We start from the raw sequence: 21,816 nt of genomic DNA, 5'->3' as shown, positions 1-21,816 counted from the left end.
ACATCATCGACTACAGCGCCGTCTCTTGCCAGCGCCGACTGGCGACTAGGAAGCCGCGACCACCGCGATACCGCGGATCTGCCCGGCTTTCGCCTCGGTCGCCGGTCGCGGATAGCGGCCCGGCGAGAAGCGATGCATCAGTTCGGCTTCGCGGCCGCGCGCCAAGGCAAGGTTGGCGAGCTTCACATGGCCGTAGCCCCGGATCGTCATGGGCACCGCGGCGATCTGCGCCGCGAGCTTCTGGTTGTCGGCGCAAAGCTCGCCCATCACTTCGTCGAGCCGCGCTTCGAACTGGCCGATCAGCGTGCGCTCCAGCTTGCGTTCCTCGGTGTGGCCGAACACATCGAACGCCGTACCGCGCAGCCGCTTGCCGCGCGCCAGCCATTTCATCGCCGGCAGCATCCATGCACCAAGACGGATCTTGGCGGGCGCCTGCCCGTTCCTGGGGCGCGAGAGCAGCGGCGGGGCCATGTAGAACTCCAGCTTGACGTCGCCTTCGAACTGCTCGGCGAGCCTCTCGCGGAAGCTGCCGTCGCTGTAGAGACGGGCGACTTCGTACTCGTCCTTGTAGCTCATCAGCTTGAGCAGGCTGCGCGCCGCATTGCGCGTGACCGGCAATGCGCGGTCGCCGCCTGCGATCGCGGCTTCGCGCTGCTGCATGGCGCGCACGCGCGCCTCGAAGCGCCCGGCCCACGCTGCGTTCTGGTAGCCGGCGAGATGGACACGCGCACGCGCGATCAGTGCCTCGAGCGACTCGTCCGTCGTGTCGTTCGCAGGGGCGCCGCGCAGCCCTTCGACCGCCTGCGGCGCACCGGCGGCGAGCCGGCCGAGCGAGAAGGCCATGAGGTTCGCCTTGACAGCGACGCCGTTCAGCTCGATCGCGCGCGTGAGCGCCTCCAGGCTCAGCGGGATCAGCCCACGCTGCCATGCGTAGCCGGTCGCGAGGATGTTCGAGGCCAGCGTGTCGCCGAGGAATTCCTCCGCCATCGTCTGCGCATCGAAGGTCTCGACCTGGTCGCGGCCGGCGACGAAGCGCATCTTCTCCAGCAGCAGCTCGACCTTGAGGTCGGCATCCGGATTGCGCAGCGATTCGGCCACCGGGATCTCGTGCGTGTTCGCGAGGATGCGCGTGCGGCCATGGCGCACCGTCTGCAGCGCATCGGCCGAGGCGCCGACCACGAAGTCGCAGGCCAGGATCGCGTCCGCCTGCTGCGTGTCGATGCGCACCTGGTTGAGGCGGGCGGGCATGTCGGCCAGGCGCACGAAGCTCAGCACCGCGCCGCCCTTCTGCGCGAAGCCCATGAAGTCGAGGACGCTCGCCGACTTGCCTTCGAGGTGGGCGGCCATCGCGATCACCGCGCCGACGGTCACCACGCCGGTGCCGCCGACGCCCGTGACCAGCAGGTCATAAGGCGCGTCCCAGGTGTGCGCGGCCGGCCGCGGCAATGCGGCGACGTGGGCGAGGAAGGCATCGCGCCCCGACGCGAGTGCGCCGCTCTTCTTGCGCAGCGCGCCGCCGGTCACGCCGACGAAGCTCGGGCAGAAACCCTTGGCGCACGAATAGTCCTTGTTGCAGCTCGTCTGGTCGATCTTGCGCTTGCGGCCCAGGTCGGTTTCGTGCGGCAGCACCGCGACGCAGTTGCTCTGCACGCTGCAGTCGCCGCAGCCTTCGCACACGGCCTCGTTGATGAAGAGCCGTTTGGCCGGATCGACCAGCTCGCCCTTCTTGCGGCGGCGGCGCTTCTCGGCCGCGCAGGTCTGTTCGTAGATGAGCACGGTCACGCCCGGCACTTCGCGCAAACGCCGCTGCACCTCATCGAGATCGCCGCGGTCGTGGAAAGCGGTGCCGGCCGGGAACTTGTGCCTGATCGCGCCGTACTTGCCGATCGCATCGCTCACCACCACCACCTGCTTGACGCCTTCGGACTCCACCTGCCGCGCGATCGCATCGACGCTGATGACGCCGTCCACCGGCTGGCCGCCGGTCATCGCGACCGCGTCGTTGAAGAGGATCTTGTAAGTGATCGTGGCGTTGGCCGCGACCGCTTGGCGGATAGCGAGGTAGCCCGAGTGGTAGTAGGTGCCGTCGCCGAGGTTCTGGAAGACGTGCGGCGTGCGCGTGAACATCGAGTGCGAGACCCAGTCCACGCCCTCGCCGCCCATCTGGATCAGGCCGGCGGTGCTGCGGTCCATCCAGTTGGCCATGAAGTGGCAGCCGATGCCGGCGCGCGCGGTCGAGCCCTCGGGCACCCTGGTGCTGGTGTTGTGCGGACAGCCCGCGCAGAAGTACGGCAGCCGCTTGACGCTGTCGCCGTCGTTGCTCAGCAGCTCGGGCACGGTGAAGTCGCGCACATGCTGGAAGTGGTCGCCGAGCTCGGCATTGCCCGGGAAGTGCTCCGACAGCCAGTGCGCCACGAGTTCGATGAGGCGCGACGGCCGCAGCTCGCCGAGCGCGGACACCAGCGGCTTGCCGTCGCGGCCGTGCTTGCCGACCAGCGCGGGGCGCGCATCCGGCGGCGCGTTGTAGAAGATGTCGCGCAGCTGCGTCTCGACGATCGCGCCCTTCTCCTCGACGACGAGGATCTCGTCGAGGCCCTCGGCAAAGGCCTTCATGCGGGTCTGCTCGACCGGGAAGCTCAGGCCCACCTTGTAGAGCCGCACGCCCACGCTTGCGAGGCTTTCGGGCGTGACTTCGAGCCGGCGCAGCACTTCCATGAGGTCGTAATGCGCCTTGCCGCAGGTGACGATGCCGACCCTGGCCTGCGGGCTCTCGATCACGTGGCGGTCGATGCTGTTGACGCGCGAGAAGGCCGCGACGGCTTCGAGCTTGTCCGCGAGGCGCGATTCGATGCGCAGCGAAGGCAGGTCGGGCCAGCGGTAATGCAGGCCATCGGGGGGCGCGCGATGGCCGGTGGCGGCGCGCACCGTGTCGGCGTCGGCCCAGGCGGCGACGCGCGAATCGATGAGGTCGAGGTCCACCGTGCCCGCGCTCTCGACCACTTCCGAGAGCGCGGCCATGCCGACCCATGCGCCCGAGTACCGCGAGAGTTCATAGCCGTACAGGCCGAACTCCAGGTATTCGGCGACATTGGCCGGCTGCATCACCGGCATGCTCCATGCGGCAAGGGCATGGTCGCTCTGGTGCGGCATCGACGACGACACGCAGCCGTGGTCGTCGCCCGCCACCACCAGCACGCCGCCGTGCGGCGACGAGCCGTAGGCGTTGCCGTGCTTGAGCGCATCGCCCGCGCGGTCCACGCCGGGGCCTTTGCCGTACCACATCGCGAAGACGCCATCGACGGTGCGCTCGGGATCGGATTCGACGCGCTGCGTGCCGAGCACCTGCGTGGCGCCCAGTTCTTCGTTGATCGCAGGCACGAAGCGGATGCCGGCTTCCTTGAAGGCCGGACCGGCTTTCCAGATCGCCTGGTCGACCATGCCCAGCGGCGATCCGCGGTAGCCGCTGACGAAACCCTGCGTGTTGATGCCGCGGGCGTCATCGCGATGGCGCTGCATCAGGAGGATGCGCACCAGGGCCTGCGTGCCGGTCAGGAAGATCGCGCCCGAACGTGCCCAGAGGCTGTCGAAAAGCTGGTAGTCGGGGCGCTGGATCGGGGAGTGGGGGGTCGAGCTCATCCGGGGATTGTTCTTCTCGACCACGAGTAATATTCTCTCAAGAGCACCCTGATAGACCCTCGCTTCGAGAATTTCATTCTCAACTCAAGCCATGAACGACGATTCCATTCCCCTGGACCATTATTCGATGCAGATCCTGCTCGAACTGCAGCGCGACGCGCGGCAGACGGTGCAGCAGATTGCGGACAAGATCGGACTCTCGTCCACCCCCTGCTGGCGCCGCATCAAGGAAATGGAAGCCGCCGGCGTGATCCGCGGCTACACCGTGGTCATCGACCGCGAGAAGGTCGGTCTCAACCTCGCGGCGGTGACCGAAGTGAATCTGGACCGCCACAACGAAGCGAAGGTGCGCGATTTCGAAAGAGCCGTGGAGGCCAGCCCCGCGATCGTGCGCTGCGTGTCGGCCACCGGCCCGGCCGACTACATCCTCACTGTGCATGTGCCGGACATCAAGCACTACGAGAAATTCCTGCACACGACGCTGTTCGAGCAGGCCGGCGTCACGCATGTGCGCTCGGCGATCGTGCTGCGCGAAGTGAAGTCCGAGGGCAACCTGCCGGTGGATTTCGGGCCGATGTCGCGCTCGCGCATCTAAACGCTTTCACGCACGGGCGCTCAACGCGCAAGTTGCAGGCCGACCACGCCGCCGACGATCGCGGCGATGGAGGCCAGCCTCGCCGCCGAAACCCTCGCGCAGCGCGGTCGACAGCATCGCGAGGCTTCCGGCCAGCGCCAGGCCGGTGCCCAGCGCGACCCAGGGCCGCGCGAGGCCGTTCGAGTGCTTGAGTCCGATGGCGAAGAGGATCTCGAGCAACCCGGCCACGATGACGAAAGCCCACGCGAGTCCCCGGTTCATGTGAACAGCTTTCCGTTGAGCGCGATCCGCACGGTGCGCACCGCGAGCACCGCCAGCACCACGGTCAGCGCGCCGAGCAACACCACGGCGAGGATGTCGAGCGCCAGGCTGTCGCGGAACTCCGCGTACTTCAGCGCCGCGTTGACCAGCGCCGCCATCGGGAAGCTGATCGCCCACCAGGCCGAGGAAAAGGTGACGCTGGGGCGGAACACCTTGGGCGCGATCACCGCGAACATGAACAGCGCGAAGTAGAAGAGCAGGCCGGAGAAGCGGTCGACACTACCGACGATGTTGGCGTAGGCGAGGAAGCCCACCGCGAACGGTGCGACGAGGATCATCAGCGAGGGCGTCATGAGCGGCGCGAGCGGCGACTGATGCACCAGCCGGTTGACGATCAGAGCGAAGAGCACCAGCGCCAGCACCCCGCCGACGGCCACGGCCAGCAGGTTCAGTTCCGGCGCCCAGGCCATCGGCATGTGTGCGCCGGTCACCGCGATGTCGAGCGTGGCCACGCCCGGGATGAGCCACGCCGGCACCGCATGCGATGCATCGACCTGTCCCCTGAGCAGCCGGGAGACGACCACGTAGCTGAGCGCGAAGGTCGCCAGCACTCCCGCGGTCCAGATCGCGCGCCCGGCGGCTTCGCTGTACGGCGCGGCCACTGCCGAGAGCAGCAGCAGCGAGATCACGATGGTGCCGAAGAAGTTGCCGGCCACCGGGTGATGGAACTCCGCATGCACCGCCCCGGGATGCTTCGCGAGCTTCGCCACGTAGCCGAGGGAGACCAGCGCGAAAACGCCGAACGCGAAGGCGCCGATGGCCTCGCCCACCAGCGCGGGCGCACCGAGGCTGTGATGCGCGAGGCGCCAGGCGAGTGCGAGCCCCGACAGACCCATCACGGCGCCGAACAGGTTCACGGGCAGATTGCGGATCGAGGCCCCGCCGGCGGCGGGCACCGCCGGGAAGGCGGGGGTCATCGATGGGACTTGCATGGTCTTCACTCCTTTGGCTGAATTTGCAGATGTGGCTAGTTTCTGCCAGACTGCGATCGCCGTCCGTGTCGCCTGACGGCGTTTTCTGCCAATCAGTGAGCCTTGTCAGCCATGCGCGTCGCCATCCTTGCCTTTCCGCGCGTTCAGTTGCTCGATGTCGCCGGGCCGGCCGACGTCTTCGCGGAAGCCGCACGTCAACTCGGCAGGCCGCGGGCCTACCAGGTGCAGGTGATCGGCAGCCAGGCGGGCACCCTCAAGAGCAGCAGCGGGCTGCGCATCGCGGTCGATTCGACCGTCGCGACGCATCGCGGCCCCATCGACACCCTGCTGGTCGCGGGCAGTCCCGACCTCGATGACATGGCGGCAGACGAGCGGCTGCATGGCTGGCTGCGCCGGCAGTCCCGCTCGGTGAGGCGCTACGGCTCCGTGTGCAGCGGCGCGTTCGTGCTGGCGGCCGCCGGCCTGCTCGACGGCAAGCGGGTCGCAACGCATTGGAACTCCACCGCCCGCCTCGCGGCGGCGTACCCCCGGACCTGCGTCGAAGCGGATGCGATCTACGTCAAGGACGGCAAGCTCTTCACCTCTGCCGGCGTGACTGCCGGCATGGACCTCGCGCTCGCGATGGTGGAGGAAGACCACGGTCGCGAACTCGCGCTTCGCGTGGCGCGCGAACTGGTGATGTTCCTCAAGCGCCCCGGCGGCCAGAGCCAGTTCAGCGCGCACCTGGCGGCGCAGACGTCCGAGCGCTCCAGCGTGCGCGAGATCCAGGACCATGTGCTGGCCCACCTGAAGGACGACCTCTCGGTGCCCGCGCTCGCCTCGCTCGCCCGCATGAGCGAGAGGACCTTTGCGCGCATCTTCCGCAGCGAGACCGGCACGACGCCCGCGGAATTCGTCGAGAACGCGAGGATCGACGCCGCCCGCCGCCTGGCCGAGGAGTCCGACCTCCCGGCGAAGCGGCTGGCCGACGCGGTGGGCTATGCGAACGTGGACGGCTTCCGGCGCGCGTTCAGCCGGCGACTCGGCGTCAGTCTCGTGGAATACCGGCGCCGCTTCGCGACATGAAGCCACGGCCGAAGATGCAACACTCGCCCTTCATGCGAAGCCGCCGATTTGCCCTCCTGGCCTGCCTGCTGATCCTGAGCGCCTGCGCAACCCTCGCCAGCCGGAACACCTTCGACGAACTGTTCGGGCCGGCGCAGCCGACGCGCTTCGATCGGCGCCCGCCGCCGGAGGCCGACGACGTGTCGTACACGCGGACCATCCAACCCATCCTCGACAAGCGCTGCGTGGTCTGCCATGCCTGCTACGACGCGCCATGCCAGCTCAAGGCCACGAGCTGGGAAGGCATCGCGCGCGGTGCGAGCAAGACGAAGGTGTACGACGCCACGCGCCTCCTGGCCGCCGACCCGTCGCGGCTCTACGTGGATGCGGACAAGGCCTCGGAGTGGCGCGACAAGGGCTTCGTCCCGGTGCTCGACGAGCAGGCCACGCACACGCCCGAAGCCAATCGCACCGCGGGCTTGATGCATCGCCTGCTCGCGCTCAAGCAGCAGCACCCGATGCCCACCAGCGGCACCGCGCCGACGGAGCTGGACTTCTCGATCGACCGCGCGCAGAGCTGCCCGGCCGGTCCGGAGATCGACGCCTACGAGAAGCGCAATCCACAAGGCGGCATGCCTTTCGGCCTGCCCGGGCTCACGCGCGCCGAGCACGACTCGCTCACCCGGTGGCTGGAACAGGGCGCGCCGGCCGAGCCGGTGGCCCCGTTGCCCGCGCTGGCGCAGCAACGCATCGCGCAGTGGGAGCGCTTCTTCAACGGCGACAGCCTCAAGGAGCAGCTCTTCGCGCGCTATGCGTACGAGCACCTCTTCCTCGCGCACCTGTACTTCGACGACGACAAGGCGCGCCAGTACTTCAAGCTGGTGCGCTCCGGCACGCCGAGCGGCCAGCCCGTGCGCGAGATCGCCACGCGCCGCCCCGTCGACGACCCCGGCGTGCCGCGCGTGTACTACCGTCTCGTGCCCGAGCGCGAAACCATCGTCGCCAAGACGCACATGCCCTACCGGCTCGACGCGCCGCGCATGGCGCGCTGGCGGACACTCTTCCTCGATCCCGTCTATGCGGTCGACCGGCTCCCCGGCTATGACGCGCAAGACGCGGCCAACCCTTTCAAGACCTTCGAGGCACTGCCCGTGGCGGCGCGCTACAGCTTCATGCTGGACGAAGCCGAGTTCACCATCATGGGCTTCATCAAGGGCCCGGTCTGCCGGGGGCAGATGGCGCTGGACGTGATCGACGACCGGTTCTGGGTCTTCTTCCTTGCGCCGTCGAAGAACTACGACGAGTCGATGGCGCACCAGCTGGCGGGGGAGGCAGACCTGCTGCGGCTGCCCACGGGCAACAGCAACACCGGCCTGCTCTCGCCCTGGGTGCGCTATGCGAACCTCGAGAAAGGCTACCTGGAAGCCAAGTCGGCGGCCCTCGCCCAACGCGTCGCTGCCGGCGCGCGGGTGGACCTCGACATGGTCTGGAACGGCGGGCCCGAGCGCAATCCCAACGCAGCGCTCACGGTGATGCGCCACTTCGACAGCGCCAGCGTGGTCAAGGGCCTCGTCGGCGAGCAGCCGCCGAAGACGGCATGGGTCATCGGATACCCGCTGCTGGAGCGCATCCACTACCTGCTGGTGGCGCTCTACGACGTGTACGGCAACATCGGCCACCAGCTCAACTCGCGCCTGTACATGGACTTCCTGCGCATGGAGGGCGAATTCAACTTCCTCATCCTGCTGCCGAAGGACCAGCGCGAAGCCGTGCGCGATGCCTGGTATCGCGGCGACAGCCTGCGCACGCGCCAGCAGGTGTACGGCGGCCCGGCGCGGCTGGATGCCGACAGCAGCATCCGCTTTCGCACCGGCGACGCCAGGGCCGAGTTGCTCGGCATGCTCGAACAGCGCATGGCGCCGCTGGCCCGCGATCAGTTCCCCAGCCTGCAGAGCGAGCCCGACGCCGCATTGCGCACGCAGCTGATGAAGCTCGCGGCGGTGCGCGGCGCCTCGCTTTCATGGGCCAACGAGACCAGCGTGCTCGCGGTGGAATCGCCCGGCCGGCCCACGCGCTGGTTCAGCCTGTTGCGCGACACCGGCCACAACTCGGTGTCGTACTTCCTGCGCGAGAAAGCGCAGCTACGGCCGGACGAGAACACGCTGACCGTGGTGCCTGGCATTCTGGGCGCCTATCCCAATGCCTTCTACCGGGTGCAGGCGCGCGAGCTGCCGGCCTTCACCGCCGCGCTCGCGGGGCTGGCATCCGAAGCCGACTACACGGACTTCGCCGAGCGCTTCGCGGTGCGCCGCACCGATCCCGGCTTCTGGGCCTTCAGCGATGCGCTGCTTGCGGCCTACGAGAAGGCACAGCCGTCGACCGCCGGCATCCTCGACTACAACCGGCTGGAGAACCGCTAGCCGTGCAGCGGCGAACGCAGCGTTTGCAGCAGCATGCGATGCAGGCTGTCCACCGCCTTCGAGCCGCGCGAGGCCTGGCTGCGGTAGAGCGCCACTTCCATCGGCTCCAGCGGACCAAGTCCTTCTTCCGGCCCGAGCACCCGCAGATGCGGCGGCGCGCTGCACTGCGTGAGGGCTGCGACGGCCAGGCCGCTTTCGACGGCGGCGATCTGGCCCGCGAGGTTGGAGCTGTTGTAGACCACCTTGTACGGCCGCCCCTGCAGCGCCAGTGAATTGATGGCGCTGCGCCGCCCGAGGCTCGCGGCCTCGTACACCGCGATGGGAAGCGGGTCGCGGCGCCAGATGTCGAACTGCGCAGAACCCACCCACACCATGGGCTCGTGGAACAGCAGGGTGCCGCGCCGCGGGTGATCACGCGACACCAGCGCGAGGTCGAGTTCGCCTCGGGCCACGCGCGGGATCAGCGCGGTCGACTGCTCGCAATCGAGCTGGATCTCGACGCCGCCGTGGCGCGGCGCGAAGCGCTTGAGCACGGGCGTGAGATAGCGGCTGGCATAGTCGTCCGGCACACCGAGCTTCACGACGCCGGAGAGCGAATCGCCCTGCAGCGCCGCCTGCGCCTCCGCGTGCAGATCGAGCATGCGGCGCGCATAGCCGAGCAGCGTCTGGCCTTCGTGCGTGAGCTGGAGCTGGCGCGCGCCGCGCACCAGCAGCCGGTATCCGGTGGCCGATTCCAGCTTCTTGATCTGCATGCTCACCGCGGATTGGGAACGGTGCACTTCGGGCGCGGCGCTCGACAGCGAGCCCGCGTCCACGGCCGCGACGAAGCTCTTCAGCCAGTCGATCTGCAAGTCCTGCATGGGTCGTCGTATTCGATAAGCGAATGGCTCGCAGAAAAATTATGCGCTTTTCGCTCCGGCCTTGGCGCGGCACAGTGCGGCCATCATGAATTCCCTGACGACGCTTCCGACGGCATCCGCCGACGGCCCTCGGCCCGCCGCACCCGGCCAGCTCGATGCGCGCGCGATCGGCGTGATGACGCTGTTGTGCCTCACCTGGAGCCTGCAGCAGATCTCGCTGAAGGCGATCGCCGACGAGGCCAGCCCGATGCTGATGGTGGCGATCCGCTCCGCCATCGCCTTGGTGCTGCTCGCGGTGCTCATGCAGCGCCGCGGCGAGATGCCGGGCGCCGGGCGGTGGAAGCCGGGGCTGGCGGTCGGCGCGCTGTTCGGCATCGAGTACCTGCTGGTGGCCGAGGCGCTGCGCCTGACCGCGGCTTCGCACGTGGTCGTCTTCCTCTACACCGCACCGATCTTCGCCGCCATCGGGCTGCACCTGCGACTGCCGGCCGAGCGTCTCGGGGCGCGGCAGATGGCCGGCATCGCTGTCGCGTTCGCGGGCATCGCGCTGGCGTTCCTGGGCGCCGATACCGCTTCGTGGGGACAGGTGGACCGCCCTGCGCTGCTCGGCGATGGCCTTGCGCTTCTGGGCGGACTCGCCTGGGGCGCGACGACGGTCACGATCCGCTGCTCGTCGCTCGCTCAGGCCCCGGCGACCGAGACGCTGCTCTACCAGCTGCTCGGCGCCGTCATCCTGCTGCTGCCGATCGCGTGGCTTACCGGACAGGGGCATTTCGAGCCTTCGGCGATCGTCTGGGCGCACCTCGGCTTCCAGAGCCTGGTCGTGTCCTTCGCGAGCTTCCTGACCTGGTTCTGGCTGCTGCGCTGCTATCTCGCCTCGCGCCTGGGCGTGTTCTCGTTTCTCACGCCGCTGTTCGGCGTCCTGCTCGGCGTGGGGCTGCTCGGCGAAGCGATCGAAGCGCCGTTCGTCGCCGGCAGCGTGCTGGTGCTCGCCGGCATCGCGCTCGTGAGCGCCCGCAAGGCGGCTCGCCCTTAGGCGTCGATGCTTAGGCGTCGACGCGCAGCCCCTGGCCTTCTTCCATGCGCCCGATCACGCACGCGGCTTCGAAGCCTTGTGCGTGAAAGAGCGCAAGCACTTCCTCCGCGCTCTCCGGCGCACAACTCACCAGCAGTCCGCCGGAGGTCTGCGGATCGGTCAGCAGGTCGCGCGCCACGGCCGGCAGCGCCGCATCGAGTTGCACCTCGTCGCCGTAGCCGGCCCAGTTGCGGCCCGAAGCGCCCGTCACGAATCCATCGGCAGCCATGGCGGCGACATTCGGCAGCAGCGGCACCTTGGCCCAGTCCACCACGGCGCGCAGGCCGGCGCCGCGGGCCATCTCCAGCGCATGGCCAGCCAGGCCGAAGCCGGTGACGTCGGTCAGCGCATGTACGCCGGCCTGCGCCGCCAGCGCGATGCCCGGCTTGTTCAGGCGCGTGGTGTTGGCAATGAGCTGGGCATAGCCGTCGGCATCGAGCTTCTGCTTCTTGAGCGCCGCCGACAGAACGCCCACGCCGAGCGGCTTGCCGAGGATGAGCGCGTCGCCCGCCTTCGCATCGGCATTGCGCTTGAGGCGCTTGGGATGCACCAGCCCCATCACCACGAGGCCGTAGATCGGCTCGACGGAATCGATGGTGTGGCCGCCCGCGATCGGGATGCCGGCCTCGCGGCACACCGCCTGCCCGCCACGGACGACTTCGCCGATCACTTCCAGCGGCAACTGGTTGACCGGCATCGCGACCAGCGCGAGCGCCATGATCGGCGTGCCGCCCATCGCATAGACGTCGCTGATGGCGTTCGTCGCGGCGATGCGGCCGAAGTCGAAGGGGTCGTCGACGATCGGCATGAAGAAGTCGGTGGTGGCGATCAGCGCCTGCTCGTCGTTGAGCTTGTAGACGGCCGCATCGTCGGCGGTCTCGATGCCGACCAGCAGTTCGGGCGGGATCAGGCCGCTGCCGCTTTTCTGCAGGATCTCCGAGAGCACGCCGGGCGCGATCTTGCAGCCGCAGCCGCCTCCGTGGGAAAAGCTCGTGAGCCGCAGCGCGGGCGCGTCGGACGAGGGGATGGGGCTTCGATCGTTCATGGCGGGACCTTCTATCTGGCGTTGGCGAGGAATTATGGTGGCCCCAGCAGATCGCGCAGGAGCTCGCGCACAAGCCTGCGTTCGTGTTCAGGGCGAAAACCCGGCTCGCGCAGCGCGCACTGCACCGAGAGCCGGGCCGCGAACTCGGGATCGGTCGCGAAGCGCTGCATCAACGCCGCGAGCGCCGCATCGTCCCCGACGGGGAAGCATCCCGCGTAGTCATCCCCGAGCAAGCCGAGATTGCCGCCGATGCGGCTGGCCAGCACGGGCACGCCGGAACGCACGGCCTCGATCACCACTTGCGCGCCGCCCTCCATGCGGCTCATGTGCACGAGCGCATGAGCGCGGGCGATCCATCGGCGCGCGGTCTCGCGCGGCAGGCCGCCGAGCCACCGGTAGTGGGGGCATTCGGCCATGGTCCGGCGCGCGGCCTCGCCCAGCGCGGGCGTGAGCACCTCGCCGATATGGACGATGCGGATGGGCGTGTCATGGGGAAGGCGCCGCGCGGCGGCCATGAGCGTGAGCGGGTCTTTCTCTTCGCGAAGATGACCCACCGCCACGAACAGGCAGCCCCGCATCGCAGGCCGGTGGCGCCACGCGCTCGCCGATTGCACGATGACGCGCGCCTTGGCCCGCTCGGCGACGCCAAGCCGATCGAGCGCATCAGGCTGCAGCACGACCAGTTGGCTGGCACACTGCAACGAATGCTGCGCAGCCCCATCCTCGGCGATATCCCGGTACACGTCGGTGCCGGTCAGCACGAGTGCGATCGGATGATCCGCCCGCGCCGCGCGCAGCCGCGCGATCGAGTCGGCGGAGCGGCGCGCGTGCAGCGCGATCATCGCGTCGCAAGCCTCGCCCTCCCAGCTTCGCGCGATGCGCACGTCGGCGATGCCGGCGAGGAAGCCGCCCCAGCGCGCGGCGGTGCGCCAGTTGCCGTTGTTGGCATCGGCCAGTGCCGGCGAAACGATGAGGACGCGGGGCTTGCCCATCGTGTCATTCTGGCAGGCCGCTCCGGCGCACAACGCCATGACCGCTGATCCGCGCACCCTCGCCGGCGAGGCTCTGGCAGCGGCCCTGCGCGAAGCCCGCGCCCGCACGCGCGCCTGGACTTTCGACCTGAGCGACGCGCAATGGCAGGTGCCGCGGCAGGCCGGCGTGAATCTCACGGCGTGGGAACTGGCGCACGTCGCATGGTTCGGCGAGTTCTGGGTGCTGCGCGGGCCACACACGGTCGACGCGCAAGGCCATGTGCAGGCGCAGCGGCCCGCGGCCATCGCGGGGCCCGATGCGCTGTTCGATTCCGCGCGGCTGTCGCACATCGCGCGCTGGTCGGCGCCGTTGCCGACGCGCGCGGAACTGGGCGAACGACTCGATGCACAGCTCGATGCCTGCCTCCGGGCCTTGGCGCAAGCGGATGGCAGCGACGATTCCCTGTACTTCCACCGGCTGGCGCTGTTCCACGAAGACATGCACTGCGAAGCGTTCGCCTGGTTGCGCGCGACGCTCGGCTATGCGGCGCCGGCCGGCGTGGCGCTGCCGCGCATCGTCGAGACACCGCCGATCGCGATGCCCGCGGCGCGGGTGGACATCGGCTGGCCCCGGGAAAGGCCCGGCTTCGCCTTCGACAACGAAGGCGAAGCGCACGCCGTCGATCTGGCCGCCTACGAGATCGACGCCACACCGGTCAGCGCCGGAAGCTACGCGCGCTTCGTCGATGCGGGCGGCTACGACGATCCCGCACTCTGGCCCGGCGAGGCGGGCACATGGCGCGCCGCGCAGCCGCGCCGCCACCCCGCACGCTGGCGCCGCGCCGACGACGGATGGGAGGCGCGCTGGTTCGACCAGTGGCGGCCGCTCGACCCGCGACAGCCGGTGATCCACCTGAGCGCATGGGAAGCCGAAGCCTACGCACGCTGGGCCGGCCGGCGCCTGCCCACCGCGGCGGAGTGGGAGCACGCCGCGCAGTCGCAGCTCGGCTTCGCCTGGGGCGGCAGCGTGTGGGAATGGACCGCCGATCCCTTCGCGCCCTACCCCGGCTTCGAGCCCGGGCCGTACCGGGACTACTCGGCGCCGTGGTTCGGCGATCACCGCGAGCTGCGCGGCGGCGCCTTCGCGACGCACGCGCGGCTGCACGATGTGCGCTATCGCAACTTCTTCCAGCCCGGCCGGCACGATGTCTTCGCGGGCTTCCGCACGGCCGCCCTTCCTTAAACTCCCGAGCATCATGAAAAGACGCCTCTTCCAGACCGCCCTGCTCTGCCTGTTCGGGCTGGGCACCAGCCTCCAGCTCCACGCGCAGACCGGCGTGCTCCGCGTCTCGGCCATTCCGGACGAGGCGCCGACCGAGTTGCAGCGCAAGTTCAAGCCCCTCGGCGAGTACCTGAAGCAGCAGACTGGCATGGACGTGCAGTTCACGCCGGTGACCGACTACGCGGCCGTGGTCGAGGGCCTGGCCACCGGCAAGATCGACCTCGCCTGGCTCGGCGGCTTCACCTACGTGCAGGCCAGGCTGCGCACCCAGGGCGGCGCGGTGCCGCTGGTGCAGCGCGCGGAGGACGAGGCCTTCACCAGCAAGTTCATCGTGCCCATCGACAGCAAGGCGAAGACGCTGCAGGACCTCAGGGGCGTCACCTTCGCGTTCGGCGCGCCGTCGTCGACCTCGGGCAGCCTGATGCCGCGCCACTTCCTGCTGCAAGCCGGCATCGACCCGGACAAGGACTTCAAGAACGTCGCCTACTCGGGCGCGCACGATGCCACGGTGGCTTTCGTCGCCGCGGGCCGCGCCGAGGCCGGCGCGCTCAACGCCTCGGTGTGGGACAAGCTGGTCGAGGCCAGGAACCCCAACGTCGCGAAGGTGCGCGTGCTCGCCACCACGGCGCCCTACTTCGACTACAACTGGACCGTGCGGCCCGGTCTCGATCCGGCGGTGCAGAAGAAGATCAAGGACGCCTTTCTGCAGCTGGATCCGGCCAATCCGGCGCACAAGGAAATCCTCGCGCTGCAGCGGGCCTCGAAGTTCATCCCGACCCAGTCCTCGAACTACGACGGCATCGAGGCGGCGGCCCGCTCGGCCGGACTCATCAAGTAGCCGGAGGCCGCACTGTTGAACGCCGAAGCCGCGCTGGCGCTCCACGATGTCGGCCTCGTCCACCCCAACGGCCAGCGCGCGCTGCAGGGCATCGCGCTGGAGGTCCCGCGAGGCGCGCGCGTCGCGGTGGTCGGCCCGTCGGGTGCAGGCAAGACGAGCCTGCTGCGCGTGGCCGCCACCGCCCTGCGCGCGAGCGAGGGCCGCGTCGAGCTGCTCGGCGAGCACCCGTGGCAGTTGTCCGGCGGCGCGCTGCGTGCACTGCGCTCTCGCGTCGGGCTGATCCACCAGGCGCCGCCGATCCCGCCGCGGCTGCGGGTGGTCACCGCGGTGCTGGCCGGACAACTCGGCCACTGGTCGCCCTGGCGTGCGCTGGGTTCGCTGCTGGTGCCTTCCGACATCGCCGGCGCCGAGGCGGCGCTCGCGCGGCTGGACATGGCCGACCGGCTCTTCGACCGCTGCGACCGCCTCTCGGGCGGGCAGTTGCAGCGCGTGGGCATGGCGCGCGTGCTCTACCAGGCGCCGGAACTGATCCTCGCCGACGAGCCCGTCTCGGCGCTCGACCCCACGCTCGCCGACATGGCGGTGGGCGAGCTGGTCGCGCAGAGCCGGAACACCGGGGCGGCGCTGCTGGCCTCGCTGCACGCGGTGGACCTCGCGCTGAAGTGGTTCGACCGGATCGTCGGCCTGCGCGGCGGCGTCGTGGTCTTCGATGCACCGGCCGCCGAGGTCAGCCGCGCGATGCTGCAGGAGCTCTACGCCAACGAAGGCAGCCTTCTGCCGACGCAGGCGCCGAGCTTCGACATCGAAGGCGCCCGAGACGCGAACCGCGCCGCCCCCCTTCCGAGCGCATGCCGATGACCACCTCGGCCACCCTCCCGCGCGATCCGCTGTCACGCCGCCGGCTCGGCTACCTGGTCGCTGCGCTGGTGGTGCTGTGGCCGATGCTCCTGATCGCCGAGTTCGACCCGCGCGCGCTTTTCGCGCCGGCCACGCTGCGGGTGATGGGTGGCTTTCTCGCCGGCTTCGTGCCGCCCGCGCTCGATGCCGGCTTCCTCGGCCTGCTGGCGCGCGCGACGCTGGAGACGCTCGCGATGGCGACGGCCGGCATCGCGCTCGCCTTCGCGCTGGCCGTGCCGCTGTCGTTCCTCGCCACGCAGGCCTTGTCGATCTCGCGCATCGGCCCCGGGCCCGGCCGCGCACGCGGGCAGGCGCTGCGCGCGGCGGTGCGCGCCGTGATGGCGGCCCTGCGCGCCATTCCCGAACTGGTCTGGGCGCTGGTGTTCGTGCGCGCACTGGGCCTCGGCCCTGCCGCCGGGGTGCTGGCGCTGGCGATCACCTACGGCGGCATGCTGGGCAAGGTGTACGCGGAGATCCTCGAATCCGGCGACACGCGGCCCGCGCGTGCGCTGCTCGAAGCGGGCAGCGGCCGGATCGCCGCGCTCTGCTATGGCCTCTTGCCTTCGGCGGCGCAGGAACTCGCCTCCTACACCGTCTACCGCTGGGAATGTGCCGTGCGCGCCTCGGTGGTGATGGGCTTCGTCGGCGCGGGGGGACTGGGGCAGCTGATGGACCAGTCGATGAAGATGCTCAACGGCGGCGAGGCGAGCAGCATCCTGATCGTGTTCCTGCTGCTGGTGCTGCTCGCGGACGCGCTGAGCGTGCAGTTGCGAAAGTGGCTGGCATGAGTCCACGCCCGGCCGCTCCGACGAGGGCTCGCACCGCAGTGCGAAGCACGGAGGGTGCCCAATGACCTCGCCGTCCGAGCGCGCCCGCGCGGCGGGGCCCTGCCTCACGTGCCTGCTCGCGACCGCCGCCATCGCGGTGGCGGTGGTGGCGAGCTTCGCGTACCTCGGCATCGACTTCCGCACGCTGCTCGGGCGCGAGTCGCTCGCCTCGATGGGCCGTTTCGTCGCCGAGTTCTACCCGCCGGATCTTTCCGGCCCCTTCCTCGCCAAGGTCGGTTGGGGTGCGTTGCAGACGCTGGCGGTATCGGCGCTCGGCACGCTCTTGGCCATGCTGGGCGGCGCGGTGCTGGCGCTGCCTGCATCGGGCCGCTACGGCACGACGCTGCGGCAGGCCGCGCGCTTCGTGCTGAACGTGCTGCGCAGCGTGCCCGAGCTGGTCTGGGCCACGCTGATGGTGCTGGCCGCCGGGCTCGGCCCTTTCGCGGGCGTGCTCGCGCTCGCGCTGCACACCACGGGCGTCTTCGGGCGCCTGTTCGGCGAAACGCTGGAGAACCTGCCCCAAGCGCCGGAGCGCGCCCTGACGGGCAGCGGCAGCGGCGCGGTCGCGGCCTTCCTGTACGGCAGCTTTCCGATGGCCTGGCACCAGTGGCTGGCCTACGGCCTGTACCGCTGGGAGATGAACATCCGTGCCGCAGCCGTGCTGGGCTTCGTCGGCGCCGGCGGGCTCGGGCAGATGCTGTACTTCCACCTCTCGCTCTTCCAGCAGGCGCAGGCCGCGACCGTCATCGGCGCGATGTTCGTGCTGGTGGTGGCGGTGGATGCGGCGAGCGCCCGCGTGCGGCGGGGGCTCGCCTAAGGCGCGCGTCCGGTGAGCAGCATGCGGATGGCGCTTTCGAGATGATTCAGATCGCCCTGAAAGCAGTCGACCGCCTGGTCCACCGCCTTCATGATCTGATCGTCAGTCATCGCCGCGGGTTGCGCTCCGCTTGCGTCCGCTGAACATCGCCGCCACGAGGTTCTCGCGATGGCGAATGCTGGTGAAGACCACGCCCGCCACATGCGCCGCGATCAGCGCCACCAGCGTCCATGCCGACGCGCGATGCATCTCCTCGACCCATTCGACGCCCCAGAACGCATCGGTCGTGTAGAGAAACCCGGACACGCAGACGACCGCGAGGCAGGCCAGCAGGAGCAGCACCATCCATCCGCCGAGCGGGTTGTGCCCGAGGTGCCGCTCTTCCCGGCCGGCCGCGACGCGCTTCGCGTAGCCGAGCACCGCGGGCGGGCCGAAGACGAAGTCCGAGAAGCGCGCATGCCGGCTGCCGAACAGACCCAACGCGATACGGGCGACCACGATCGCAAGCGCCACGTAGCCCACGCGGACGTGCAGCGCGAGCCGGCCTTCACCGGCCCACCAGGCCAGCGCGACCGAGATCACCAGACCCCAGTGGAGGATTCGCTGCGCAGGGTCCCACACACGGACCGTGTCGCGCGCGTTCGCCATCGGCGCGCGCTCAGTCGGGTTGCTTGACTTCGCCGACCTTGTCGAAGGTCTTGGGATTGAAGAAGGCCTCGACCCGCTTGCCGTTGGCGTCCAAGCCGTACACCTCGTAGCAGCCGTTGAAGTTCTTCACCTGGCGCACCTTCCAGCCTTCGCCGGTCAGCTTGCGCTGAAGCTCCATCTGGGGCTTCATCTCTTCCTTGGGAATGGCCTCGCACTTGACTTTGCCGTGATCGACGTACTGCGCCGCGGCGCCGCCGGCGAGGCAGAGCGCCAGCGCGGCAAAGGTGGTCCTGGTGATGAGGGTTGCTTGCATGTGAATAGGCCTCCAAGAACGATAGAAGAAAGAAAGCTGCGCGCCGCCGCTCAGACGTCGAGCCACATGCGCAGCAGGTTGTGATAGGTGCTGGTGAGGCCGATCACGCCGGGATCGGTCTCGCCGACGGTGCTGCGCAGGTGCCGCAGGTGGTTGTCCATGTCGAAGAGCAGCCTGCGCTGCTCGTCGCTGCGAATCATGCTCTGGATCCAGAAGTAGCTCGCCACGCGATGGCCGCGCGTGACCGGCAGCACGCGATGCACGCTGGTGCCCGGGTAGAGCACCATGTCGCCGGCGGGCAGCTTCACGCGCTGCTCGCCGAAGGTGTCCTCGACGACGAGTTCGCCGCCGTCGTACTCGTCGGTGTCGCTGAGGAAGACGGTGCACGAGACATCGGTGCGCACGCGGCCCGCGCCGTTGCGCAGGAAGCGCACCGCGCTGTCGACGTGGTTGCCGAAGCTGTTGGCCTCGCCGCCGTAGCGGTTGAACAGCGGCGGCGAGATCTGCTTGGGCAGCGCCGCCGAGAAGAAGATCTGGTGGCGCTCGAGCCCGCGCAGCAGCAGCTGCTGCACCGCGCGGGTCTCGTCGCAGTCCTCGCGCAGCTGTTCGTTGTTCTTGGCGCGCGCGGACTGCTCGCCGGCCGTCAGCCGCCCGTCCTCCCAGGGTGCACCCGTCAGGATCTTGCGGGCTTGCGCGACCTCGTCGCGGGTGAGCACTTCACGAACGTGCAGCAGCATGATTCGACTTTCTCAGAAGCGCACTCCGATGGTCCCTTGGTAGGTCCTCTGGGCACCGGAGATGACGAAGCCCGGATAGAGCTGGTCGCCGTACAGCTTGTTGGTGACGTTGGTCACGTTGAGCTGGGCGTAGACGTCCGGGGTGAACTTGTATTCGAACATGAGATCGCCCACCACGTAGCCGGGAACGTAGGCAGTGGTCGAGGCCGCACCGGTCGTGCCCTGCAGCGGACGGTTCTCCGACGCACCGCGAATGCCGGCGGCAGCGCGGAACTTCGGCGTCGCCTGGTAGCTGACCCACACGGCGCCGCTGTTCTTCGGCGTGAGGCCGACGCGCGAGCCGACGATGTTCGCCTGCGTGCTGCCGGCCTTGTCGATCTTGGCGTCGGGGATGTAGGCGTACGAGGCGTAGACCTCCCACTGCGGCGTGAGGCGCCCGACGACTTCCAGTTCCAGACCCTGCGAGTGGCGCTTGCCCGACAGCAGGTAGCTGCTGCCGGCGAAGTCGGAGTCGGTGGTGCGCTCGTTGTACTTCTCGGTGCGGAAGAGCGCGGCGCGCGTGGAGAGCTTGCCGTCCAGCCAGTCGAGCTTGGCGCCGAGTTCGATGTTGCGGCTTTCTTCCGGCGGCGTGTTCGCGTTCTGCGGGGTCACGTACTGGTACGTGTCGGCCGCGGTGTTGAACGAGGTGCTGTAGGAGAAGTGATACGACTGCGTGGGCGACGGCTGGTACAGCACGCCGGCGCGGTAGCTCCACACCGAGTCCGACATGCTCGTCTTCGCGACGGCGTTCGGCACGATGGCGTTGGTGTTGGCGTAGCCGATCTGGTTGAAGTCGCCGCTGAAGTCGTCCCAGCGCAGGCCGCCGAGCAGCTTCCAGTCCGGCGCGATCTGCACCAGGTCCTGGAAGTAGATGCCGTAGTTGCTCGCCGAGTAGTCCGTGGTCTTGCGGTAGGTCGGCGAGAGCGCGGCGTAGTAGCCGTCGTTGGGCAGGCCCACGCGCGTGATGCCCTTGAAGAAGTTGGTGCCGACGGCGCCGAAGGCACTGAAGCGGTCGGCCGACTCGTCCGCCCAGTCCACGCCGGTCTGCACCTCGTGCTTCAGGCCGCCCCAGTCGAAGGTGTTGCTGTAGTCGCTCTGCAGATAGGTGCCCTTGTACTCGTCGCTGCGCGGCGCGAGGCCGTTGCGGTACACGTAGGTCAGCGGCGTGAGATTGGCCGCGTTGGTGGCGGTGCGGCAGGTGACGGTGTTGCCGTTCACGATCGGCGCCGCGTTGCAGAAGCTGGCGGTGGTGCCCCACTGGGACCGCTCGAAGGTGCCGCTGCGGATCTGCGTGCGCACCTGGCCGCCGTCGTCGAAGGTGTGGGTCCACGACCCATTGCCGTACTGCGCCTTGCCGCGCAGGTAGTCGCTCGCCGCGCCGTAGAAGGCGCCCGGCGCAAGGTTCGGGATGGTGTTCTGCGCCACGCCGTTGGCGAAGGTGCCGTTCGCGAGATAGCGCGTGCCGGCCATGGGCACGTTGTCCACGTCCAGGTAGAACAGCCCGACGCTGAACTCGTCGCGCGTGCCGATGCCCCAGCTATAGGTGGGCGCGATGCCGTACTTGTCGATCTTCGCGCCGCCGTTGTCGGCGTTGTTCCACATGCCGTTGATGCGGAAGGCCGCGTCTTCGCCGACGCGCTTGTTCATGTCGATCGTGGTGCGGTAGAAGTCGCGCGAGCCGATGGTGCCCACGATGTCGGTCTGGTCGGCGAGCAGCGGCTTCTTGCTGACCTGGTTGATCACGCCGCCGGTGGAGCCGCGGCCGAAGATCATCGAGGCCGAGCCGCGCAGCACCTCGATGCGGTCCAGGTTGAAGGTGTCGCGGTCGTACTGCGAGGGGTCGCGCATGCCGTCGATCAGCAGGTCGCCCACCGTCGCGACGGGGAAGCCGCGCAGGCGGATGTCCTGGTCGGTGCCGTTCTCGGTCGCCGCGAAGGTGATGCCGGCCGAGTAGTGCAGGGCTTCCTTCAGCGTGTCGAGCTTGGCGTCGTTCATCAGCTTTTCGGTGATGACGTTCAGCGACTGCGGAATGTCGCGGATGTCCTGCGTGCCGCGGCCGATGTTGGTGCGGGTGGTCTGGAGCTGGTCGCGGCCCTGGATCTCGGCCTGGTCGGTCACCGTCACGGTGCCGAGCGTCGGCGTGTCGCTGCTGGCGTTCGACTGCGCCCAGCTGCTGACCGAGGCGGCCAGCATCAAGGCGCCGAGCGGGAATGCCGAGGTTTCAACGGACAACGGCGACCGCGACGCGGGTGCCGATGACGTCGTTGCGGACGAAGGACGCGGAGCCGCCTTCCGACGGCGAGGGATACGAGCCAATTGGGCCTCCATGAATGCGCGCCGCATGGTGCGCGTCGGTGGAAGGCTGGCTATTCAATGAATGAACTGGCTCGCCGGGATGAAGCGGGGCGGAGTATACATTTTGAAAAACCGCAGTAGCAGTCGATGCACCTACGCTCGATGGTGGTGACGACAAAATACAACAGGCCTTCTCCCTGGACGCCTGAAGCCGGTTCTGCGGC

19 protein-coding genes are annotated in these 21,816 nt (G+C 69.0%); 9 read left to right on the top strand and 10 right to left on the bottom strand.

Annotation, left to right across the window (positions count from 1 at the left end; all coding sequences use genetic code 11):
• Positions 1–45: 45 nt before the first annotated feature.
• Complete coding sequence (locus WKW77_RS25455) at positions 46–3,636, bottom strand: indolepyruvate ferredoxin oxidoreductase family protein (protein WP_340359679.1); 3,591 nt, start codon at positions 3,634–3,636, stop codon at positions 46–48.
• Between the two features lie 91 nt (positions 3,637–3,727).
• Here WKW77_RS25455 and WKW77_RS25450 point away from each other — a divergent pair, with 91 nt between their 5' ends.
• Positions 3,728–4,231: an Lrp/AsnC family transcriptional regulator gene (locus WKW77_RS25450; protein ID WP_340359678.1), complete on the top strand. Its 504-nt coding sequence runs from the start codon at positions 3,728–3,730 to the stop codon at positions 4,229–4,231.
• A gap of 6 nt (positions 4,232–4,237) precedes the next feature.
• On the opposite strand, the gene WKW77_RS25445 is transcribed toward WKW77_RS25450, so the two are convergent.
• Positions 4,238–4,492, bottom strand: coding sequence for a DMT family transporter (locus WKW77_RS25445; protein ID WP_340359677.1), 255 nt, complete (start codon positions 4,490–4,492; stop codon positions 4,238–4,240).
• The gene (locus WKW77_RS25440) at positions 4,489–5,484 is read right to left on the bottom strand and encodes an SLAC1 anion channel family protein (RefSeq protein ID WP_340359676.1); all 996 of its coding nucleotides are present in this window, start codon (positions 5,482–5,484) and stop codon (positions 4,489–4,491) included. The genes WKW77_RS25445 and WKW77_RS25440 overlap by 4 nt, the downstream gene beginning before the upstream one ends.
• A gap of 111 nt (positions 5,485–5,595) precedes the next feature.
• Here WKW77_RS25440 and WKW77_RS25435 point away from each other — a divergent pair, with 111 nt between their 5' ends.
• Complete coding sequence (locus tag WKW77_RS25435; RefSeq protein WP_340359675.1) at positions 5,596–6,549, top strand: GlxA family transcriptional regulator; 954 nt, start codon at positions 5,596–5,598, stop codon at positions 6,547–6,549.
• A gap of 14 nt (positions 6,550–6,563) precedes the next feature.
• On the top strand, positions 6,564–8,948 hold the full coding sequence (locus tag WKW77_RS25430) for a fatty acid cis/trans isomerase (RefSeq protein ID WP_340359674.1): 2,385 nt from the start codon (positions 6,564–6,566) through the stop codon (positions 8,946–8,948).
• Here the strand turns inward: WKW77_RS25430 and WKW77_RS25425 are convergent.
• On the bottom strand, positions 8,945–9,808 hold the full coding sequence (locus tag WKW77_RS25425; RefSeq protein WP_340359673.1) for a LysR family transcriptional regulator: 864 nt from the start codon (positions 9,806–9,808) through the stop codon (positions 8,945–8,947). The two genes, WKW77_RS25430 and WKW77_RS25425, sit on opposite strands and share 4 nt — an antisense overlap.
• Positions 9,809–9,983: 175 nt before the next feature.
• Here WKW77_RS25425 and WKW77_RS25420 point away from each other — a divergent pair, with 175 nt between their 5' ends.
• Entirely contained in the window at positions 9,984–10,844 is an 861-nt protein-coding gene (locus tag WKW77_RS25420) for a DMT family transporter (RefSeq protein WP_340359835.1), read from the top strand.
• A gap of 10 nt (positions 10,845–10,854) precedes the next feature.
• On the opposite strand, the gene selD is transcribed toward WKW77_RS25420, so the two are convergent.
• Together selD and senB are read right to left on the bottom strand one after the other, a co-directional pair.
• On the bottom strand, positions 10,855–11,928 hold the full coding sequence (selD, locus tag WKW77_RS25415) for a selenide, water dikinase SelD (RefSeq protein WP_340359672.1): 1,074 nt from the start codon (positions 11,926–11,928) through the stop codon (positions 10,855–10,857).
• A 32-nt stretch (positions 11,929–11,960) separates the two neighbouring features.
• A complete protein-coding gene (gene senB / locus WKW77_RS25410) occupies positions 11,961–12,920 on the bottom strand; it encodes a selenoneine biosynthesis selenosugar synthase SenB (protein WP_340359671.1) in 960 nt (319 codons plus the stop codon).
• A 1-nt stretch (position 12,921) separates the two neighbouring features.
• Here senB and senA point away from each other — a divergent pair, with 1 nt between their 5' ends.
• From senA to phnE, 5 genes are all read left to right on the top strand, one after another.
• Positions 12,922–14,142 carry a selenoneine synthase SenA gene (gene senA / locus WKW77_RS25405; RefSeq protein ID WP_340359834.1) on the top strand — a complete coding sequence of 407 codons (1,221 nt, stop codon included), beginning with the start codon at positions 12,922–12,924 and terminating at the stop codon, positions 14,140–14,142.
• A 13-nt stretch (positions 14,143–14,155) separates the two neighbouring features.
• Positions 14,156–15,019 (top strand): putative selenate ABC transporter substrate-binding protein, encoded by an 864-nt coding sequence (locus WKW77_RS25400; RefSeq protein WP_340359670.1) that lies wholly within the window; start codon positions 14,156–14,158, stop codon positions 15,017–15,019.
• Positions 15,020–15,034: 15 nt separating this feature from the next.
• On the top strand, positions 15,035–15,877 hold the full coding sequence (locus WKW77_RS25395; protein ID WP_340359669.1) for a phosphonate ABC transporter ATP-binding protein: 843 nt from the start codon (positions 15,035–15,037) through the stop codon (positions 15,875–15,877).
• Complete coding sequence (locus WKW77_RS25390) at positions 15,874–16,704, top strand: PhnE/PtxC family ABC transporter permease (protein WP_340359668.1); 831 nt, start codon at positions 15,874–15,876, stop codon at positions 16,702–16,704. The genes WKW77_RS25395 and WKW77_RS25390 overlap by 4 nt, the downstream gene beginning before the upstream one ends.
• A gap of 61 nt (positions 16,705–16,765) precedes the next feature.
• Complete coding sequence (gene phnE / locus WKW77_RS25385; protein ID WP_340359667.1) at positions 16,766–17,560, top strand: phosphonate ABC transporter, permease protein PhnE; 795 nt, start codon at positions 16,766–16,768, stop codon at positions 17,558–17,560.
• A 102-nt stretch (positions 17,561–17,662) separates the two neighbouring features.
• On the opposite strand, the gene WKW77_RS25380 is transcribed toward phnE, so the two are convergent.
• Genes WKW77_RS25380 through WKW77_RS25365 form a run of 4 tightly spaced genes read right to left on the bottom strand, consistent with a single transcriptional unit; the run spans position 17,663 to position 21,529 of the window.
• Complete coding sequence (locus tag WKW77_RS25380; protein ID WP_340359666.1) at positions 17,663–18,208, bottom strand: cytochrome b/b6 domain-containing protein; 546 nt, start codon at positions 18,206–18,208, stop codon at positions 17,663–17,665.
• Between the two features lie 10 nt (positions 18,209–18,218).
• On the bottom strand, positions 18,219–18,521 hold the full coding sequence (locus tag WKW77_RS25375) for a PepSY domain-containing protein (RefSeq protein WP_340359665.1): 303 nt from the start codon (positions 18,519–18,521) through the stop codon (positions 18,219–18,221).
• Between the two features lie 50 nt (positions 18,522–18,571).
• Entirely contained in the window at positions 18,572–19,258 is a 687-nt protein-coding gene (locus WKW77_RS25370; protein WP_340359664.1) for a Fe2+-dependent dioxygenase, read from the bottom strand.
• A 12-nt stretch (positions 19,259–19,270) separates the two neighbouring features.
• A complete protein-coding gene (locus WKW77_RS25365) occupies positions 19,271–21,529 on the bottom strand; it encodes a TonB-dependent receptor (protein WP_340359663.1) in 2,259 nt (752 codons plus the stop codon).
• Between the last annotated feature and the right edge of the window lie 287 nt (positions 21,530–21,816).

The organism is Variovorax ureilyticus, from assembly GCF_037889935.1.
GTDB classification, from domain to species: domain Bacteria; phylum Pseudomonadota; class Gammaproteobacteria; order Burkholderiales; family Burkholderiaceae_C; genus Variovorax; species Variovorax ureilyticus.
The sequence above is the reverse complement of the archived record's forward strand: the minus strand, read 5'-3'. Positions and strand labels throughout refer to the sequence as shown.

Excerpts from the sequence above, each read along its gene's own strand:
- WKW77_RS25390 (WP_340359668.1), top strand. The coding sequence starts at position 15,874 with ATGACCACCTCGGCCACCCTCCCGCGCGATCCGCTGTCACGCCGCCGG.
- WKW77_RS25430 (WP_340359674.1), top strand. The coding sequence starts at position 6,564 with ATGCAACACTCGCCCTTCATGCGAAGCCGCCGATTTGCCCTCCTGGCC.
- WKW77_RS25445 (WP_340359677.1), bottom strand. The coding sequence starts at position 4,492 with ATGAACCGGGGACTCGCGTGGGCTTTCGTCATCGTGGCCGGGTTGCTC.
- WKW77_RS25425 (WP_340359673.1), bottom strand. The coding sequence starts at position 9,808 with ATGCAGGACTTGCAGATCGACTGGCTGAAGAGCTTCGTCGCGGCCGTG.
- WKW77_RS25450 (WP_340359678.1), top strand. The coding sequence starts at position 3,728 with ATGAACGACGATTCCATTCCCCTGGACCATTATTCGATGCAGATCCTG.
- WKW77_RS25375 (WP_340359665.1), bottom strand. The coding sequence starts at position 18,521 with ATGCAAGCAACCCTCATCACCAGGACCACCTTTGCCGCGCTGGCGCTC.
- WKW77_RS25370 (WP_340359664.1), bottom strand. The coding sequence starts at position 19,258 with ATGCTGCTGCACGTTCGTGAAGTGCTCACCCGCGACGAGGTCGCGCAA.
- WKW77_RS25435 (WP_340359675.1), top strand. The coding sequence starts at position 5,596 with ATGCGCGTCGCCATCCTTGCCTTTCCGCGCGTTCAGTTGCTCGATGTC.
- WKW77_RS25380 (WP_340359666.1), bottom strand. The coding sequence starts at position 18,208 with ATGGCGAACGCGCGCGACACGGTCCGTGTGTGGGACCCTGCGCAGCGA.
- WKW77_RS25455 (WP_340359679.1), bottom strand. The coding sequence starts at position 3,636 with ATGAGCTCGACCCCCCACTCCCCGATCCAGCGCCCCGACTACCAGCTT.
- selD (WP_340359672.1), bottom strand. The coding sequence starts at position 11,928 with ATGAACGATCGAAGCCCCATCCCCTCGTCCGACGCGCCCGCGCTGCGG.
- WKW77_RS25400 (WP_340359670.1), top strand. The coding sequence starts at position 14,156 with ATGAAAAGACGCCTCTTCCAGACCGCCCTGCTCTGCCTGTTCGGGCTG.
- phnE (WP_340359667.1), top strand. The coding sequence starts at position 16,766 with ATGACCTCGCCGTCCGAGCGCGCCCGCGCGGCGGGGCCCTGCCTCACG.
- WKW77_RS25420 (WP_340359835.1), top strand. The coding sequence starts at position 9,984 with ATGACGCTGTTGTGCCTCACCTGGAGCCTGCAGCAGATCTCGCTGAAG.
- senB (WP_340359671.1), bottom strand. The coding sequence starts at position 12,920 with ATGGGCAAGCCCCGCGTCCTCATCGTTTCGCCGGCACTGGCCGATGCC.
- WKW77_RS25440 (WP_340359676.1), bottom strand. The coding sequence starts at position 5,484 with ATGCAAGTCCCATCGATGACCCCCGCCTTCCCGGCGGTGCCCGCCGCC.